We start from the raw sequence: 17,970 nt of genomic DNA, 5'->3' as shown, positions 1-17,970 counted from the left end.
GCACGGCACACATCCCGGGCAGCCCGGAAATTGCTGAAACACAGTGCGTACGGGCTTCCACGGGAGCCTGCGCGCCCCGCACTTCCCGTTCCATGTCGCTTAGGGAAAGCTCTTGCATCTAAACACGACCTAGGAGTTCGCTAAGGCGGCTGAATAGCCGAAAGGAAAGTCGTGTATATACATCTAAACCATCCACACGTCAAGACATTGGCTTGACTCTTACTGAAATCGTGATAATTTTTCATCCATGAGACGCTTGCCACGCCGGAGTAGGACATCAGCGAACAGTGACATTGAGGCCGCGAAGACCGCGCCCATCCAGCTCACGCTGTTCCCGGCCGAGATGGAGGCAGCAGAACCAATTGATACGGCCGCCGCTGCCACGCCAAACGTGGCAGGTCGCCGGCCCAGGCGACGAAAGAAGTTGGTCCAGTCCGTCAAAGTCTGCGTCTGGTGCGGCGGAAAGAAGCCGATTGAAGAGATGCGGCATCCGCTGTCGTCCAGAGGCCAAACGCCATCGACTTGTCATGCCTGCCGGGAAGCGCACCCCGATCTCGGCTGGTGCGATTACCACAACGAACCCCATGACCGCGAACTCTTCCCCCAGGTCAACAGGCCCATCGGCATCAGTAACCGCTGCATCCTTGCCGAATCGGAAAAGGTGTCCAATGCCAGGGGACTGCCGCCCATTACCTGCGTGTCCTGCAATGAAGAGCTCACCACTTGGAACTTTCGCGGCGGAAAGCAGAAGAGCCCCACCTGCCGGAAATGCGAGAGCGACCACCCCGAAGAAAGGTGGTGCATGGGTTGTGAGATGTGGCTTTCGGAAAGCGAGTTCCATCGCACAGGCATTGACGGGAAGTTCTGGACTGTCCGGTGCAAGCCCTGCAAGAACGCCCACGCCCACGGGACCACCGTCAAGGAGTTGCTGGCCCTGCAAGGGTCAGATACTCCGGAGTGCGGCTCGTGCCGCCGGAGCGGCGTCAGGTTGATGATCGACCATGATCATGCCTGCTGTCCGTCGGTGAAATCGTGCGGTCAATGTGTACGTGGTTACCTCTGCCATGAGTGCAACACTGCGGAGGGTCTCCTGAGGACACCGGAGCGCGCCGTTTCTCTCGCCGGATACATGACCCGCACTGCAGCGGCAAAAAATACCCGATCCGCCGCCGGGGCCGGCGTGCCCACGACCGTATACGCCACTGGCGGGCTCGTCTATCTCGAAACGCAGCCCACATATTCACGGCTGCCCCATGCGACCAACTGACGACCTGTAAATTTCCGGTGTCAGCGGCCATCAGGAATTGCCCGCGGGCGGCCAAGGGGTTGCCCATGCCTGGCCATCTCACCTGCCCACCGACGGACACGAAATGCCCGTTCCGTTGGCCGCCCATGGGCAGCTGCTCGCGCCCCAGAAATCAACAGGCAGCGATTTGGCCCAAGGATCACAGGCTCCCGGGTCCGCGAGCCGGCGGGCGACCGTGTGTGGCTCATGGGCCTCGGCAGGACAACTCTGCGTCCCTCAAAACCATGGGAACGCACGGGATAAGGGCAACGGGCCTCCTCGCACGACGCCGCCAACAAAACGGCGGCATGATTCCCGGGACGGTTCAACCAGCCAGTTCAAGATTTTCGAGGGGGATGTGCCAGTGGGACGGGGAAAGACCTGATCGGCGACTTTGTCGGCCCACTGGTCGATCATCGAGTCTGGTGGCCACACGTTGAGATTGCTGTTGACGAATGCCTCGGCCGCCGTTTTCAGCCGGTCCGACCGTTCCTGGTGAGGCCATACTCTTGGTACCTGATCCAGTCACCCATGACCCCACCAAACTCATCGAAAGCGGATTTGGGCCCAACTTATCAAGGCGGCTGACTGATAAACAACGGCGCGACTGCAATCGAGCACCGTAGTCGGAATCCTTTCCCCGCTGCGTCCGTCCGGTAAAGGATCCCCTTCCGGGCGGGCGATTCCTTCGCCTAGGCCGACGCGGTGTCTCGAAACCTATGTGTCGCGAAACGCATGCCATATGCAGCAGCTCAGTGGCGGCTGTCTGGCACGAAGCGGCGGTTTCCGGCGCGGCGGTATCGTAATGCTGTGGAACGAGTGCAGATGGACCAAATTATCGACACCGACTACGGACAATTCGACCTCGTCTGGACCGAGACGGGTGGTTTCGATGGAGACTTCGACCGCTTCTTCGCTGGTCAGGTCAACGGATTGGTCGGGGCATCCGACCCGAACGGGGTGTACGTTAACCTCGCCCGCCGGTCAGGCGGGTCACCCGTCCGCATCGTCCTTATGGATGCACCACCGATGGACGACGATGCGCCCGGGGAGGACGTTGTCGAGGTGTCTTTCGTCCTCCCCGAGGGACACGAGATGCGGTGGTCTGCCTGGGCGGGCGAGACCGGCGGAGCTCTGAAAGGGATCCCACCGGGCAGCTACCGGTTGCGGGCCAGCGCCAACGGCCGGGACCAGGGACGGGACGGTGAGTTCTCCGAGGGACCGGTCGATGCCTATCTTCTTCAGTTGTGGCCCGCACCTCTGCAGCCCGACGCCGTTTTGCGCGTTGGTAGCGAGGACAGCCGGTACTGGCATCACGAGGTGGGGAATCGCCGATAGTCGACCACCCACCCTCACGGCGTGGATTGAAGCGAACCGGAGGGGCAGCCATCGGAAAACGAGCACAAACCCAGCCCCCAGTTGGGGATTCCTCAATCGGGTGAGTAAACCGCCAAACGGCGATCAAAATCAGAGGTGGGTCACAGGTGGGCACCGGCGGCTTCTCGTCGTCTGAGGAAGGGGACCTTTGATGGGGTGCATTGGAAAGACTGGCGTGCTTAGTCGCATGGCTGGCCGGGCCGGTGCTCGAGAAATGCTTTCACCCGTTCAACGTATTGTCGGCAGAAGAGCTTGTAGTGCTGTTCATACTGGTAGAAGTGTGCTGCTTCGGTCGGCAGAGTGAAGTACTGTCCATGTTCGAGGACCGTCGCTCCATCGTCGCCGACTCGCAAGGAGGTCCTCCCGCGCGCTGCTGGATCCTCATTGCCCAAGGTCCTGGTGATGGCCAATTCCTCCGGAATCTCTTCCATGACTTCCAGGGCCGAAACATGCTCCGCTCCATCGCGCATCGAGATAAAGACCTGAATCTCGCCAGCGCCCTCTACCCCGGGTGATCGGAAGCCGCGCACAATCTCAGGATGCACGAGAACGCTGTTCTCTGGTGGCTTGATGAAATCCCAGACCTGCCGCCGCGAGGCATTGATCGCGGTAGCGGCAGATACGTAGTGCATGGAAACCTCAGCCGCTGGCGGCGAGAATTTCTTCCGTTCAAACAGAGGACTCATGGCGAGAGTGTTTCATCGCCAGAGCTGACCAACAACACGACCCGCGGGAGCGCCTTTCAGAGCGCGTCCTTCAGAGCGCGTCAATATTCGAGGACCGCCGCCCCACGATCGTCGACGTGTTGGGTAGTCCGTGCCCGCGCTGCCTGCGGCTGATCCATCGTCGGAGATGGCGGTTGGGCCGGCGCTGCAGGCGTCCGCCGCAGGTACTGGTACACCGTTTCTCGGCTAAGGCCGTAGTCGCGGGCGAGCTGGGATTTCGGAGTGCCGGCCGCAGCCCGCCGGGCCAGCTCGGCTGCCAACTCCGGGCCCAAGGTTGGCCTTCGGCCCTTGTAGACTCCGCGTTGCCTGGCCAGGTGATTCCCTCGCGCTGGCGTTCCCTGACCTGGGAGCGCTCAAACTCGGCGAGAGGCGGACCTAAGTGTTGACAGTGTCAACACCCCCTTTGGCAGGACAAACGAGGCACCGGCAGCTCCCGGGAGTCCCGAAAGGGCCTTTCAGGACGTTCCGGACTAAAGCCTACGTTCGTCATGTCGTTCCCATCACCAGGAACCATGAACAGGTGTGAAAGCACCCGCGACCAACCCGACAGAACCGGAACGAGGAAGCCCATAAACCCAGCACAGAGCAGGCGGAGGGCCCACCAGCCAGGGACTTGAACCCGTCACCCACACACCTGAATAGGCCCCCGCGGCGGCCAGGCCACAGCTCGCGAACCAACCCGTCAGCTGACGCGACCACAAGCTTTGTCAACACGTCAAAGCAAAATCGCCTCTGACGAGGGAATATGTCGTGCCCGAGGTGGGACTCGAACCCACACACCTTTCGATACCGCATTTTGAGTGCGGCGCGTCTGCCAATTCCGCCACTCGGGCGCGGAGTACACCGGTGTAACAATCACTCAACCACAGTGCTGTGAGCAACGCGATCGCTTCCAGTGCGCGAAATTACTCTACATGCAGATAGGCTGAATTCCAGAATCGCGCCAGTGACGCCGCATCGAACCAAACCGGTCCAAGTACATTGGCGGACAAAACCTATGATGGTGGAGTTCCCGCCGTACCTTTCCAAGGAGTTCCCGTGTCAGAACAGACGGAGTCATCCCCCACTTCCCAGCCGGCGCGCCGCGTTGTTGTCGCCGAGGATGAGACCCTCATCCGCCTGGACATCATCGAGATCCTGCGCGGCGAAGGCTACGACGTCGTCGGCGAGGCGGACAACGGCGAAAAGGCCGTGCAGCTTGCCGAGGAGCTCAAGCCTGACCTGGTCCTGATGGACGTCAAGATGCCCGTCATGGACGGCATCTCGGCCGCAGAAAAGATCGTCAAGGCCCGGATCGCCCCCGTGGTCCTGCTCACCGCCTTCAGCCAGAAGGAACTGGTGGAGCGGGCCCGCGATGCCGGCGCCATGGCGTACGTGGTCAAGCCCTTCACCCCGGCAGACCTCATCCCGGCGTTGGAGATCGCGCTGTCCCGCCACGAGGAGATCAAGGCCCTCGAGAGCGAGGTCACCGACCTGCAGGAGCAGTTCGCCACCCGCAAACTCGTGGAGCGCGCCAAGAGCCTCCTGACCACCAAGATGGGCCTGACGGAGCCGGAAGCCTTCCGCTGGATCCAGAAGACCTCGATGGACCGCCGCCTGAGCATGCGCGAGGTCGCCGAGACCATCATCAACCAGGTCAACTAGCGCCGCTGGCCGCATGCAGCGGCCAGAGGCAGCAAAGCGCAAGCACCAAGCAAAAGGGAGGATCCCCGCCACCGGCGGGGATCCTCCCTTTTGCGTTCAAACGTTCGGAACTAGTCCGTGAGAACTAGGCCTGGGCCCGGTTCTTCTTCTTCTTTTCCGGCCACGGGCCGAGCTTGTCCTTGGCCACGGGGGCTTCGCCCTGGGTGCCGATGTCGGCGAGGTCACCCACCTTGTGGACCTTCAGCAGGTTTGTGGAACCTGCCTTTCCGGGAGGCGAACCGGCGGCAATGACCACCAGGTCGCCGTCCTCGACGACGTCGAGCTCGAGCAGGCTGCGGTCAACCTGGGCTGTCATCTCATCCGTGTGGCCCACCGTGGGGACCAGGACGGGCTGGATGCCCCACGTGAGTGCCAGCTGGTTCCAGACGTGCTCCACCGGGGTGAAGGCGAAGACCGGCTTGACCGGGCGCAGGCGGGAGAGGCGGCGTGCGGAGTCACCGGACTGGGTGAAGGCACAGATGTACTTCGCCTCCAGCTGGTCGGCGATCTCGACGGCGGCGCGGGTGATGGCACCGCCGCGGGTCTTGGGCTTGGTGCCCAGCGGGGGCACGCGCTCCAGGCCGTGCTCTTCGGTGGACTCGATGATCCGGGCCATGGTCTTGACGGTCTCGATCGGGTACTTGCCCACGCTGGTCTCGCCGGAGAGCATGACCGCGTCGGCGCCGTCGAGAACGGCGTTGGCGCAGTCGGAGGCCTCGGCGCGCGTGGGGCGCGGGTTCTCGATCATGGACTCCAGGACCTGTGTGGCCACGATGACCGGCTTGGCCCAGCGGCGGGCCAGTTCAATGGCACGCTTCTGCACGATCGGCACTTCCTCGAGGGGAAGTTCCACACCGAGGTCGCCACGGGCCACCATGATGGCGTCGAAGGCGTCGATGATCTCGTGCAGCTGGTCCACGGCCTGTGGCTTCTCGATCTTGGCGATCACCGGCACACGCCGGCCTTCTTCGTCCATGATCTCGTGGACGCGGGTGATGTCGGAGGCGTCCCGGACGAAGGACAAGGCAACCATGTCCACACCGCGGCGCATGGCCCAGCGCAGATCGTCCTCGTCCTTTTCGCTCAGTGCCGGGACGTTGACAGCAACGCCGGGCAGGTTGATGCCCTTGTTGTTGGAGACGTAGCCGCCAACAATCACCTGGGCAACCACCTTGACGTCGTCGACGTCGATCGCGCGGAGGGCGACCTTGCCGTCGTCGATCAGCAGGGCGTCGCCGGGGTTGACGTCCTCGGTGAGGCTCTTCAGCGTCGTGGAGCAGATGTCCTTGGTGCCCGGAACGTCCTCGGTGGTGATCGTGAACGTGTCGCCGACCGCCAGCAGGTGCGGTCCGTCAACGAAGCGGCCCAGGCGGATCTTCGGGCCCTGCAGGTCGGCCATGATCGCCACGGCCTTGCCGAGCTGTGCCGCTGCCTTGCGGACGTTCTCGTAGGTGTTGTCGTGCACGGAGTAATCGCCGTGGCTCATGTTCATGCGTGCCACGTCGACGCCGGCTTCCAGCACGGCAAGCGTGTTGTCGAAGCTTGCGATTGCCGGTCCGAACGTGGCCACGATTTTAGCGCGTCTCATATACCTACCCTAGTGGTCTGTTGCATGGATGAAGTTGAAGCGAGGATGAATCCCAGATGACCTGAAGAACCCGTGTCCTGGTGGTCTACAAAACAGCCATCGCACGGTCGGTCGGCGCCACGGGTGCCGGCAGGATGGTGCTGCCCATCAGGAATTTATCCACTGCCGCGGCGCAGGCGCGCCCTTCGGCGATGGCCCAGACGATGAGTGACTGGCCGCGGCCGGCGTCGCCGGCGACGAAGATGCCCTCGGTGTTGGTCATGTAGTAGCCGTCACGGGCCACGTTGCCGCGGCCGTCGAAGTCGGCCTGGACCTGGTCGGTGATCCCGGCCGGCTCGGCGCCGGTGAAGCCCAGGGACAGGAAGACGAGGTCCGCCGGAATGATCCGCTCGGTGCCGGCCTTCGGGAGACGCTTGCCGTCGACGAATTCCGTCTCGGCCACCTTGACGCCGGTGAGCTTGCCGTTTTCGCCGACGAACTCCACGGTGGAGGCGAGGTACGTGCGTTCGCCGCCTTCCTCGTGGGCGCTGGCGACCTCGAACAGGGTGGGGAACGTCGGCCATGGCTGGTGCCCGGCACGCTCGACTGGCGGCTGCTTGCCGATCGCGAGCGTGGTCACGGAGGCGGCCTGGTGCCGGTGCGCGGTGCCGAGGCAGTCCGCGCCGGTGTCGCCGCCGCCGAGGATGACGACGTGCTTGCCCGCTGCGTTGATCTGGTTTTCCACGGTCTCCCCCGCCACCACGCGGTTGGCCGGCACGAGGTAGTCCATGGCGAAGTGGACGCCCTCGAGCTCGCGGCCCGGGATCGGCAGGTCACGCGGGACGGTGGCGCCGGTGGCGATCACGACGGCGTCGTACCGGCGGCGCAGCTGCTCCCAGGTCACGTCGGTGCCGACGGCCACGCCGGTGCGGAACCGGGTGCCTTCGGCCTTCATCTGCTCCAGCCGGCGGTCCACCTGCTCTTTTTCCATCTTGAAGTCGGGGATCCCGTAGCGCAGGAGTCCGCCGATCTTGTCGTCGCGCTCGTAGACGGCCACAGTGTGGCCCACGCGGGTCAACTGCTGAGCGACGGCGAGCCCGGCGGGGCCGGAACCGACAACGGCGACCGTCTTGCCGGTCAGTCGCGCCGGGGGCAGCGGGTTGACCCAGCCGTTCTCGAAGGCCTGGTCCACGATCGAAACCTCGACCTGCTTGATGGTCACCGCGGGCTGGTTGATGCCCAGCACGCAGGAGGCCTCGCAGGGGGCCGGGCACAGCCGGCCGGTCCACTCGGGGAAGTTGTTGGTGGCATGCAGCCGCTCCATCGCTTCCTCGCCCTTGTCCCGCCAGACGAGGTCGTTCCATTCCGGGATGAGGTTGCCCAGCGGGCAGCCCTGGTGGCAGAAGGGCACGCCGCAGTCCATGCAGCGGCCGGCCTGGCTCTTCAGGACACCCTTCTCCTGGGCCTCGTAGACCTCTTTCCAGTCCATGATGCGGACCGGAACGGGACGGCGCGGCTGGGTTTCACGCTGACGTACTTTCAGAAATCCGCGTGGATCAGCCACCGGTCACCTCCAGGATTCGAGACCAAACTTCTTCGCCGTCGGGGTCCAGGCCCTCTTCGATGGCGTCAAGACGGGTTTGCAGGACGGCCGCGTAATCGCGCGGCAGCACCTTGGTGATGCGGGCTGCGGTGTCGTCGAAGTTCTCAAGGAGCCGTGCCGCGTTCAGCGATTCGGTTTCCTCGACGTGCTTGACGAGCAGCCCATGGACGATGTCGCGGTCCTCGGCGTCGAGCTCGCGCAGCTGCAGCTCGCCGGACTCGAGGGCCTGCTTGTTGACGCGTTCGGTCTGCAGGTCCAGCACATAAGCCGTGCCTCCGGACATGCCGGCGCCGAAGTTGCGGCCGGTGCGGCCGATGATGAGCGTCTGGCCGCCGGTCATATACTCGCAGCCGTGGTCGCCGATGCCTTCGACGACGGCCGTGGCGCCGGAGTTGCGGACCAGGAAGCGTTCGCCCACCTGGCCGCGCAGGAACAGCTCGCCGCTGGTGGCGCCGTAGCCGATCACGTTGCCGGCAATGACGTTGCGTTCGGCGGGGAAGACGTTGGTGCGGTCCGGCCGGACGATGATGCGGCCGCCGGAGAGTCCCTTGCCGACGTAGTCGTTGGAGTCGCCGTACATGCGCAGCGTGATGCCGGCAGGCAGGAAGGCTCCGAGCGACTGGCCCGCGGTGCCATTGAGCGTGATGTCAATGGTGTCCGTGGCCAGCGTGTCGGTGCTGAAGGTCTTGGTGACGACGTGGCCCAGCATGGTGCCGACGGAGCGGTCCGTGTTGATGACGTCCACCGAGATCTTCACCGGGGTGCGGTCGGTCAGCGCCTCGGCGGCCATGGTGATCAGGCGCTGGTCGAAGTGCTTGTCGAGCTCGTGGTTCTGGCCGGTGAGGTTGCGCAGCGGGGCGTCGTCGTCGAACTCGAGGCCGTGCAGGATCGGGTCCAGGTCCAGACCTTCGGCCTTCCAGTGGCTGATCGCGTCACGGGAGTCGAGCATTTCGGCGTGGCCGATCGCCTCCTCGATGCTGCGGAAACCCAGCTCCGCGAGGATTTCGCGGACTTCCTCGGCGAGGAATTCGAAGAAGTTGACCACGAATTCGGGCTTGCCGTTGAACCGGGAGCGCAGCTCGGGGTTCTGGGTGGCGACGCCCACCGGGCAGGTGTCCAGGTGGCAGACGCGCATCATGATGCAGCCGGAGACCACCAGCGGGGCGGTGGCGAAACCAAACTCCTCGCCGCCAAGCAGCGCGGCGATCACGACGTCGCGGCCGGTCTTGAGCTGGCCGTCCACCTGCACCACCACACGATCGCGCAGGCCGTTGAGCATGAGCGTCTGCTGCGTCTCGGCGAGGCCGAGCTCCCACGGGACACCGGCGTGCTTGAGCGAGTTCAGCGGCGAGGCGCCGGTACCGCCGTCGTGCCCGGAAACCAGGACGACGTCGGCCTTCGCCTTGGTGACGCCGGCCGCCACGGTGCCGATCCCGACCTCGGAGACGAGCTTGACGTGCACCCGGGCCGAGGGGTTGGCGCGCTTGGCATCGTAGATCAGCTGCGCGAGGTCCTCGATCGAGTAGATGTCGTGGTGCGGGGGCGGCGAAATGAGGCCGACGCCGGGGGTGGAGTGCCGCGTGCGGGCCACCCAGGGGTAGACCTTCTGCGCCATCAGCTGGCCGCCTTCGCCGGGCTTGGCACCCTGCGCCATCTTGATCTGGATGTCATCCGCGTTGGACAGGTACAGGCTCGTGACGCCGAAGCGGCCGGAGGCGATCTGCTTGACTGCGGAACGGCGGGTGGGATCGAGCAGGCGGTCCACGTCCTCGCCGCCTTCACCGGTGTTGGACTTGCCGCCCAGCCGGTTCATGGCGATCGCGAGGGTCTCGTGCGCTTCCTTCGAGATGGAGCCGTAGCTCATGGCGCCGGTGGAGAAGCGCTTGACGATGCTGGAGACGGGCTCCACTTCCTCGAGCGGCACGGCGGGACGCAGGCCGGGCTTGAACTTCAGCAGCCCGCGCAGGGTCATAAGGTTCTCGGACTGGTCGTCCACGCCCCGGGTGTAGGCCTTAAAGATGTCGTAGCGGCGTTCACGCGTGGCGTGCTGCAGCCGGAAGACGGTTTCCGGGTTGAACAGGTGGGGTTCGCCGTCGCGGCGCCACTGGTACTCGCCGCCGCCCAGCAGGGGCTGGTGCGGCAGTTCGATGCCGTTCTCGGGGTAGGCCATGCGGTGCCGTGCCAGGACTTCGGCGGCAATGACATCGAGGCCGACGCCGCCGAGCTGGGAGTGCGTGCCGGAGAAGTACTCGTCCACGAGCTCCTGGCCGAGGCCGAGTGCCTCGAAGGTCTGGGCGCCGGTGTAGGAGGCCACAGTGGAGATGCCCATCTTGGACATGATCTTCAGGACACCCTTGCCGAGGCCCTTGATCAGGTTGTAGACACCGTCATGCGGGGTGACCCCCACGACGTCGCCGGTGGCGATGAGCTGTTCCACGGATTCCATGGCCAGGTACGGGTTCACGGCGGAGGCACCGTAGCCGATGAGCACGGCGACGTGGTGCGTCTCGCGGACGTCGCCGGCCTCCACCACGAGCGCGGTCTTGGTCCGGTTGGCGCTGCGCAGCAGGTGGTGGTGGACGGCGCTGACCAGCAGCAGCGACGGGATCGGCGCCCACTGGGCGTTCGAGTCGCGGTCCGAGAGCACGACGTACTGCACGCCGCGGTTGATGGCGCCGGAGACCTGCTCGCAGATCTCCGTGAGCCGGGCGCGGAGGGCGTGCTCCCCGCCTTCGGGGCGGTACAGTCCGCGGACCTTCATGGCGACCCTGTCGCCGTCGGCGCTCTCGATGTTCGCGATCTTGGCCAGCTGGTCGTTGTTGATCACCGGGAACGGCAGCGAGACCTGCGGCTGCCGGACCTGCTTGGTGTCCAGCAGGTTCCCGTTCGGGCCGATCGCGCACATCAGGGAGGTGACGAGCTCTTCACGGATGGCGTCCAGCGGCGGGTTGGTGACCTGGGCGAACGACTGCACGAAGTAGTCGAAGAGCAGCCGGGGCCGCTTGGACAGCACGGCCACGGGCGTGTCCGAGCCCATGGCGCCGAGCGGTTCGGCACCGGTGCGGGCCATCGGGCCGAGGAGGATCTTCAGTTCCTCGGTGGTGTAGCCGAAGGTGCGCTGGCGGATGTTGACCGAGGCGGCGGTGTGGACCACGTGCTCGCGCTCGGGGAGGTCCTTGAGGTCGATCAGGTTGTCCTTGAGCCATTCGGCCCACGGGTTCGCGGCGGCGACCTCGGCCTTGACCTCGGCGTCGTCAATGATCCGGCCGGCCCCGGTGTCCACCAGGAACATCTTGCCCGGGGAGACGCGGCCCTTCTTGACCACCTTGGAGGGTTCGACGTCGATCACGCCGACCTCGGAGGCGAAGACGACAAGCCCGTCTTCGGTGATCCAGTACCGGCCCGGGCGCAGGCCGTTGCGGTCCAGGGTGGCGCCGACAAGGTTGCCGTCGGTGAAGGACACGGCGGCAGGGCCGTCCCACGGCTCCATGAGCATGGAGTGGTATTCGTAGAAGGCGCGGCGCGCCGGATCCATGGTGGCGTGGTTTTCCCACGCCTCCGGGATCATCATCATGATTGAGTGCGTGATGGGCCGGCCGGAGAGCCAGAGCAGCTCCGCGACCTCATCAAAGGATGCCGAGTCGGAGGCGCCCGGCGTGCAGATGGGGAACAGCTCTTCCGGCGAGTCCCCCAGCAGCGGGCTGGACAGCTGCGACTGCCGTGCGCGCATCCAGTTGCGGTTGCCCTTGACGGTGTTGATCTCGCCGTTGTGCGCGATGGTGCGGAACGGCTGCGCCAGGGGCCAGGACGGGAAGGTGTTGGTGGAGAAGCGCGAGTGGACGATCGCGAGCTTGGTCTTGAAGCGCTTGTCCGAAAGGTCCGGGTAGAACGGCTCCAGCTGCGCGGTGGTGAGCATGCCCTTGTAGACGATGGTCCGGGAGGACAGCGACGGGAAGTACACGCCGAACTTGTTTTGGGCGCGCTTGCGGATCCGCCAGGCGCGGGAGTCGAGCTCGTTGCGCTCGAGGGTTTCGCCGGTGCTGGAGGCGAAGAAGGGCTGCGAGAAGTGCGGCATGCAGGCCCGGGCCATTGCGCCGACCAGGTCGGCGACGATCGGGACCTCGCGCCAGCCGAGAACGGTCAGGCCCTCGTCCGCGGCGAGGCCTTCGATGCCGGCGCGGGCGGCGTCGGATTCGCGCTGCTCGGCGGGCAGGAAGGCAGTTCCCACGACGTACTGGCCGGGCGCCGGGAGTTCGAAGTCGGTGACTGCGCGGAAGAATTCGTCCGGGACCTGCATGAGGAGGCCGGCGCCGTCGCCGGTACCTTCATCGGCTCCCACGGCACCGCGGTGCTCGAGGTTGCGCAGGGCGGTCAGGGCGGCGTCGACGATGTCATAGCCGGGCTCGCCGCGGAGCGTGGCGATGATGGCCAGGCCGCAGGCGTCCTTCTCATTCTCCGGGTTGTAAAGACCGGCAGCGGCCGGAATCGCGGCGAACCTGCTGAAGGGTGACGTGGCGGCCGTGGGCTGGTCCGGAACGGACCAGCTGGGGCTGTGACGAGTTTGGGTCATTGGAGACGTCCTTCCTCCTGATCGTGCGTATGGGAGGGACAACATTGGCCCCACTCAGCACGCCGGTGTGACGGGCGCTACAGAGTGTTTTTCTAACTGGAATTGTAGGCCAGCCCGGCCTCCTGTACTAACAGTTACGCAGGTGCTGGCCCGGGCTTGCTTGGACAGCGCGTATCTGCTGTCCGCTGCAATCCCTCTTGCCACGACGCTGTGGAGTCGGGCCCTGCGAGCGGTGGCTCCGCAACCCGAGGTCCGGCGCTGAGCTACTTGGTGCCCTCAGCCTCCGGCGCGGTTCCAGTTCCCTGGCGGCCGAATACTCCGGCTGCCGGAACTCCGGTGGCGGGCATGGTGCCGCCGGTGGAGTCTTTGCCCGCATCCGAGGATGCGGGAACTGGCCCGCTTTGGTTATTCCGGACATTATCACGGGATTCACTATCTGAGACAGCCGTGTCCAAATGGCGGATGGCTGCCGCGTCCGCGGGGACGGTGGCGCGCTCCCCCTTTTCGGCGTCCGTCGCCGCGGCCTCATCAGGGCCGACGGCGGCTGTTTCGGTGCCCGTTTTGGGCTCCGCTGCCTTGGGCTCCGCAGTCTTCTCCGCGGCCTTGGGCTCCGCCGGCTTGGGTTCCGCCGGCTTGGGCTCCGCCGGCTTGGGCTCCGCCGACTCCTCAGCCTTTGGCTCCGCCGTCTCGTCCACGGCCTTGGTCTCCGCCGGTTCGCGTCCGGCCAGGAACACGGTGTCCGGCTCCGAGCGCTTGCGCAGGCCCAGGATGATGAAGGCGAGCAGGGCGCCGGCAAAGACAAAGATACTGGTCCAGACGTTGAGCCTGGTGGTGATCCCGAAGAGGCTGATCTGCTCGGCGTCGTCGATCCGCATGGCTTCGATCCAGACGCGGCCCAGGGTGTAGTACATGGCGTAGAGGCAGAACAGGCGGCCTCGGCGGAAGCTGAATCTCCGGTCCAAGGCCAGCAGGATCAGGACGCCCGCCAGGTTCCACAGCGACTCGTAGAGGAACGTCGGGTGGAAGAGCGTGTCCGCGGGCATGCCGGCCGGGAAGTTGGGGCTGTTGGGATCGATCTGCAGCCCCCACGGCAGCGTGGTGGGGCCGCCGAAGAGCTCCTGGTTGAAGTAGTTGCCCCACCGGCCGATCGCCTGGGCGAGCAGCAGCCCGGGGGCTGCCGCGTCCAGGAACGCGCTCAGCTTCACCCCGGCACGCCGGCAGCCGATCCAGGCACCGACGGCGCCCAGCACAACGGCGCCCCAGATGCCGAGGCCGCCGCGCTGGATCTGCGGAATCAGGGACAGGTCCCCCGTGCCGTCAAAGCCGGGGCCGAAGTAAGCGTCAGGCGAGGAAAACACGTGGTAGAGCCGCCCGCCGATGATGCCGAACGGGATGGCCCAAATGGCAATGTCCCAGACACTGCCCTCAGGTGCGCCGCGGCGCGCCCAGCGGACTGAGGTCAGCCACAGGCCGGCAATGATGCCGGCGAGGATGCACAGGGCGTAGGCGTGGATGCGCAGGGCCCCCCACGGCAGCGGGATGTCGAATCCGGACCAGCTAGGGCTCGGAATGCTCGCGGGAATCATCGCCGCCGCGTGGAGGACTGACTGCATTGCTTACGCTTCTTCCTTGGTAAGGCCGGTGCTGAGGTCTTTCGTCAAGGAGGCTACAGCATCCACGCCGCCGTCCCGGATGGCCGCGACGAGGGCGGTGCCCACAATCACGCCGTCGGCGTATTCGGCGATCTCGCGGACCTGATCAGCGTTGGAGACGCCGAGGCCCACGCAGACACGTTCGGCGCCCGCGGCGTGCGCGGCGGTGACGACCCCCTTGGCCGCGGCACTGACCGATCCCCGGGCGCCGGTGACGCCCATGATGGAGACGGCGTACACGAAGCCGCGGCTCGCATCGACGGTGCGCTTCATGCGTTCCGGGGAGGAGGACGGGGCCACGAGGAACACCCGGTCCAGTCCGTACTTGTCCGAGGCGGCGAACCACTCGGCGGCCTCGTCGGGGATGAGGTCGGGAGTGATCAGCCCGGCTCCCCCGGCCTCGGCCAGGCGGCGGGAGAACTCGTCCACGCCCATCCGCATCACCGGGTTCCAATACGTCATCACCAGGACCGCCGCGTCGGTCTTGCTCGTGATGCCGCGGACGACGTCGAAGACCTCGCGCACGTGGAAACCCTTCGCAAGGGCCTCCGTGGTGGCTGCCTGGATGACCTGGCCGTCCATGACCGGGTCCGAGTACGGGATGCCGATTTCGATGAGGTCGGCGCTGTTCTCGGCAAGGGCGATGCCGGCGGCAATTGTGTCCTGGACGCTCGGGTAGCCGGCGGGCAGGTAGCCGATCAGGGCTGCGCGGCCCTGGGCGCGGGCGCGGTCAATGGCCGCTGCCGACTTGCTGCTGGACTGGGCGGCTGTCTGGTTGACATCGTTCGCGGTGCTCACAGCTGTTCCCCCTCTTTCGCAATTTCGGACTCGGGTGAGTTCTTGTCCAGCAGGTCGAACCACTCCGCGGCGGTCGCCACGTCCTTGTCGCCGCGGCCGGAGAGGTTCACGATGACAATCTTGTCTGACGCTTTGCCTGCGGCCTCGCCTCCGGCCTTGCCTCCGGCCTTGCCTCCGGCCTTGCCTGCGGCGGATTCTGCGGCGAGCCGCTGCCCCACCTTGATGGCGCCGGCGAGGGCGTGCGCGGATTCGATGGCCGGGATGATGCCCTCGGTGCGGCACAGGAGACGGAAGGCCTCCATGGCTTCGCTGTCCGTGATGGGCTCGTAGCTGACCCGGCCGATGTCGGAGAGGTAGGAGTGCTCGGGGCCGACGCCCGGGTAGTCCAGGCCCGCCGAGATGGAGTGCGACTCGATGGTCTGGCCGTCGTCGTCCTGCATGAGGTAGGACCGCGCGCCGTGCAGCACGCCCGGTTTGCCCAGTGTGATGGTGGCCGCGTGGCGTCCGGTTTCGACGCCGTCGCCGCCGGCCTCGAAGCCGTAGATCCGGACCGAGGGGTCATCGAGGAAGCCGTGGAAGATGCCGATCGCGTTGGAGCCGCCGCCGATGCAGGCGCAGACGGCATCCGGGAGCCGGCCGGTCTGGTCCAGGATCTGCGCCCGGGCCTCCTCGCCGATCACCTCGTGGAAGTAGCGGACCAGCGCCGGGAACGGGTGCGCGCCGGCGGCGGTGCCCAGCAGGTAGTGCGTGTTGCCCACGTTCGCGACCCAGTCGCGCAGGGCCTCGTTGATGGCGTCTTTGAGCGTCTGGGACCCGTTGGTCACCGGGATCACCGTGGCGCCGAGGAGTTCCATCCGGGCCACGTTGAGGGCCTGCCGGCGGCAGTCCTCGGCGCCCATGTAGACAACGCATTCCAGGCCGAGCAGGGCAGCCGCGGTGGCGCTGGCCACGCCGTGCTGTCCGGCGCCGGTTTCGGCGATGACCCGGGTCTTGCCCATCCGCTTGGCGAGCAGCGCCTGGCCCAGGACGTTGTTGATCTTGTGCGAGCCGGTGTGGTTCAGGTCCTCGCGTTTGAGGAAGACCCGCACCCCGCCGGCGTGCTCGGCGAAGCGCTTGGCCTCGGTCAGCAGCGACGGCCGGCCCGAGTAGTTCTTGTTCAGGTCGGCGATCTGGGCGATGAACTCGGGATCGGCTTTGGCCTTCTCGAAGGTGTCCTCAAGCTCGTCCAGGGCCGCGATGAGCGACTCGGGCATCCACCGGCCGCCGTAGTTCCCGAAGTAGGGCCCCGGGGCGTGCCGCAGGGACTGTTCGCCCTGCCCGGGCCGCTCCTGGGGGCGGCCGCCCTGCAGGAACGCGTCCACGGCACTTTCGTCAGAGCCGGCTGCTGGCGCATCGACCATCAGTCTCACCATCCTGTTCCACTGCTAGCTTTGGGGATCTGCAGACGAGATCCGCTCATTGTCCGGGCAATTGCGGGCCCGGTACCGCTGTGGGTCCAGACGCAGGCGCCCGGACCGGCAGGCCTCAGGCGCGGGCGGCGATTGCCGTTGCGCCGGCAGCCATGAATTCTGCGATCCGCTCCCGGGGCGTCGCGTCACTGACCAGCGCCTCGCCGACCAGGACGGCGTTGGCACCGCGGGCCGCGTAGTGCCTGACGTCCTCGACGTCGCGCACACCCGACTCGGCGACCACAAGCGCGCCGGCGGGAATGCCGCCGGCCAGCTCCGCGAAGACGGAACGGTCGACGTCGAGCGTCTTGAGGTTGCGCACGTTGACGCCGATGATCCGGGCGTCCGCGGCGACTGCGCGCTCGATCTCCTCGGCCGTGTGTGTCTCCACCAGCACGTTCATGCCGAGCTCGCGGCTGAGGGCCGTGAACTCGCGCAGCTGGGCGTCCGAGAGCGAGGCCACGATCAGCAGGATCAGGTCGGCACCGTGGGCCCGGGCCTCCCAGATCTGGTACTCGTCAATCATGAAGTCCTTGCGCAGCAGCGGAATATCCACTGCGGCCCGGACGGCGTCGAGGTCGGCCAGCGAGCCGCCGAAGCGGCGCTCCTCGGTCAGGACGCTGATCACGGCGGCCCCGCCGTCGGCGTACTGCGCGGCGAGGGAGGCGGGATCGGCGATGTCCGCGAGCCGGCCCTTGGACGGGCTGCGGCGCTTGACCTCGGCAATGACCTTGAGCTGGTCCCGGGTGCTTGAGGCTCCGCCCAGGGCGGCCCAGGCGTCACGGGCGGGCGCCGCCGCGGCGGCGCGCTCCTTCAGTTCCGCGAGCGTGACCAGACGCTGGCGCGCCTGCATATCCTCCCTGACACCGGCGTTGATGTCGTCGAGAACGCTCACGCTCAGTGGCCGGAGTTCTTCAGCTTGCTGCCGCCGACGCCGTAGCCGGCCTTGCGCATGGCCCAGCCGGCAAGCAGGCCGATCACCATGATCGCCGCGCCTGCGACGAAGATCGGGGTGTTGGCGATGACGAACGCGATGGACGCAATGAGGGCGCCTACCAGCATCACGATCACGCAGGTCCACGCGGCCGGGCTGTTGCCGTGACCCGGCGCTTCGCTGTGATCGACGTCGTCGTAGACGCCCTTCGGCGCAGCGGACGTGGATGCGGAAACAGTGGCTTTGCTCATTGAAATCTCCTCAGGATAAATACTGCTTACATTCTGCCATTTTTTGGCGGTGTAGTTTTCCAGCGTTGCTGGCCGGG

The 17,970-nt window shown here is 66.0% G+C and carries 12 protein-coding genes, 1 tRNA gene and 1 pseudogene; 3 read left to right on the top strand and 11 right to left on the bottom strand.

The window, feature by feature from the left end; all coding sequences use genetic code 11:
- Positions 1 to 247 precede the first annotated feature (247 nt).
- Positions 248 to 1,267, top strand: a complete 1,020-nt coding sequence (locus ACFVTM_RS08795; protein WP_390203024.1) for an endonuclease domain-containing protein — start codon at positions 248 to 250, stop codon at positions 1,265 to 1,267.
- Between the two features lie 843 nt (positions 1,268 to 2,110).
- Entirely contained in the window at positions 2,111 to 2,623 is a 513-nt protein-coding gene (locus tag ACFVTM_RS08790) for a hypothetical protein (protein WP_390203023.1), read from the top strand.
- A gap of 218 nt (positions 2,624 to 2,841) precedes the next feature.
- Here ACFVTM_RS08790 and ACFVTM_RS08785 read toward each other — a convergent pair whose 3' ends face one another.
- The 3 genes and pseudogenes from ACFVTM_RS08785 to ACFVTM_RS08775 all read right to left on the bottom strand — a co-directional run bounded on the left by ACFVTM_RS08785 (position 2,842) and on the right by ACFVTM_RS08775 (position 4,220).
- Positions 2,842 to 3,348: an SRPBCC family protein gene (locus ACFVTM_RS08785; protein ID WP_390203022.1), complete on the bottom strand. Its 507-nt coding sequence runs from the start codon at positions 3,346 to 3,348 to the stop codon at positions 2,842 to 2,844.
- A gap of 197 nt (positions 3,349 to 3,545) precedes the next feature.
- Positions 3,546 to 3,751: pseudogene (locus ACFVTM_RS08780) on the bottom strand (helix-turn-helix domain-containing protein); the annotation flags it as partial.
- 387 nt (positions 3,752 to 4,138) lie between these two features.
- Positions 4,139 to 4,220 (bottom strand) — tRNA-Leu (locus ACFVTM_RS08775).
- Positions 4,221 to 4,425: 205 nt separating this feature from the next.
- Here ACFVTM_RS08775 and ACFVTM_RS08770 point away from each other — a divergent pair.
- The gene (locus tag ACFVTM_RS08770; RefSeq protein WP_090581781.1) at positions 4,426 to 5,031 is read left to right on the top strand and encodes an ANTAR domain-containing response regulator; all 606 of its coding nucleotides are present in this window, start codon (positions 4,426 to 4,428) and stop codon (positions 5,029 to 5,031) included.
- 124 nt (positions 5,032 to 5,155) lie between these two features.
- On the opposite strand, the gene pyk is transcribed toward ACFVTM_RS08770, so the two are convergent.
- From pyk to ACFVTM_RS08730, 8 genes are all read right to left on the bottom strand, one after another.
- Positions 5,156 to 6,658, bottom strand: a complete 1,503-nt coding sequence (gene pyk, locus ACFVTM_RS08765) for a pyruvate kinase (protein ID WP_390203021.1) — start codon at positions 6,656 to 6,658, stop codon at positions 5,156 to 5,158.
- A gap of 85 nt (positions 6,659 to 6,743) precedes the next feature.
- The gene (locus ACFVTM_RS08760) at positions 6,744 to 8,201 is read right to left on the bottom strand and encodes a glutamate synthase subunit beta (protein WP_390203020.1); all 1,458 of its coding nucleotides are present in this window, start codon (positions 8,199 to 8,201) and stop codon (positions 6,744 to 6,746) included.
- Complete coding sequence (gene gltB, locus ACFVTM_RS08755; protein WP_390203019.1) at positions 8,194 to 12,810, bottom strand: glutamate synthase large subunit; 4,617 nt, start codon at positions 12,808 to 12,810, stop codon at positions 8,194 to 8,196. The genes ACFVTM_RS08760 and gltB overlap by 8 nt, the downstream gene beginning before the upstream one ends.
- A gap of 263 nt (positions 12,811 to 13,073) precedes the next feature.
- Positions 13,074 to 14,423 (bottom strand): prolipoprotein diacylglyceryl transferase, encoded by a 1,350-nt coding sequence (gene lgt / locus ACFVTM_RS08750; RefSeq protein WP_390203018.1) that lies wholly within the window; start codon positions 14,421 to 14,423, stop codon positions 13,074 to 13,076.
- A 3-nt stretch (positions 14,424 to 14,426) separates the two neighbouring features.
- Positions 14,427 to 15,260, bottom strand: a complete 834-nt coding sequence (gene trpA, locus ACFVTM_RS08745; RefSeq protein ID WP_390203016.1) for a tryptophan synthase subunit alpha — start codon at positions 15,258 to 15,260, stop codon at positions 14,427 to 14,429.
- Positions 15,257 to 16,660: a tryptophan synthase subunit beta gene (trpB, locus tag ACFVTM_RS08740; protein WP_390203015.1), complete on the bottom strand. Its 1,404-nt coding sequence runs from the start codon at positions 16,658 to 16,660 to the stop codon at positions 15,257 to 15,259. Before trpB ends, trpA begins: the two co-directional genes overlap by 4 nt.
- A gap of 124 nt (positions 16,661 to 16,784) precedes the next feature.
- A complete protein-coding gene (trpC, locus tag ACFVTM_RS08735) occupies positions 16,785 to 17,603 on the bottom strand; it encodes an indole-3-glycerol phosphate synthase TrpC (RefSeq protein ID WP_390203014.1) in 819 nt (272 codons plus the stop codon).
- Between the two features lie 2 nt (positions 17,604 to 17,605).
- Positions 17,606 to 17,893, bottom strand: a complete 288-nt coding sequence (locus ACFVTM_RS08730; protein WP_229995248.1) for an HGxxPAAW family protein — start codon at positions 17,891 to 17,893, stop codon at positions 17,606 to 17,608.
- Positions 17,894 to 17,970: the final 77 nt, after the last annotated feature.

Source organism: Arthrobacter sp. NPDC058130 (assembly GCF_042884475.1).
In the GTDB taxonomy this organism is placed as follows: domain Bacteria; phylum Actinomycetota; class Actinomycetes; order Actinomycetales; family Micrococcaceae; genus Arthrobacter.
The sequence above is the reverse complement of the archived record's forward strand: the minus strand, read 5'-3'. Positions and strand labels throughout refer to the sequence as shown.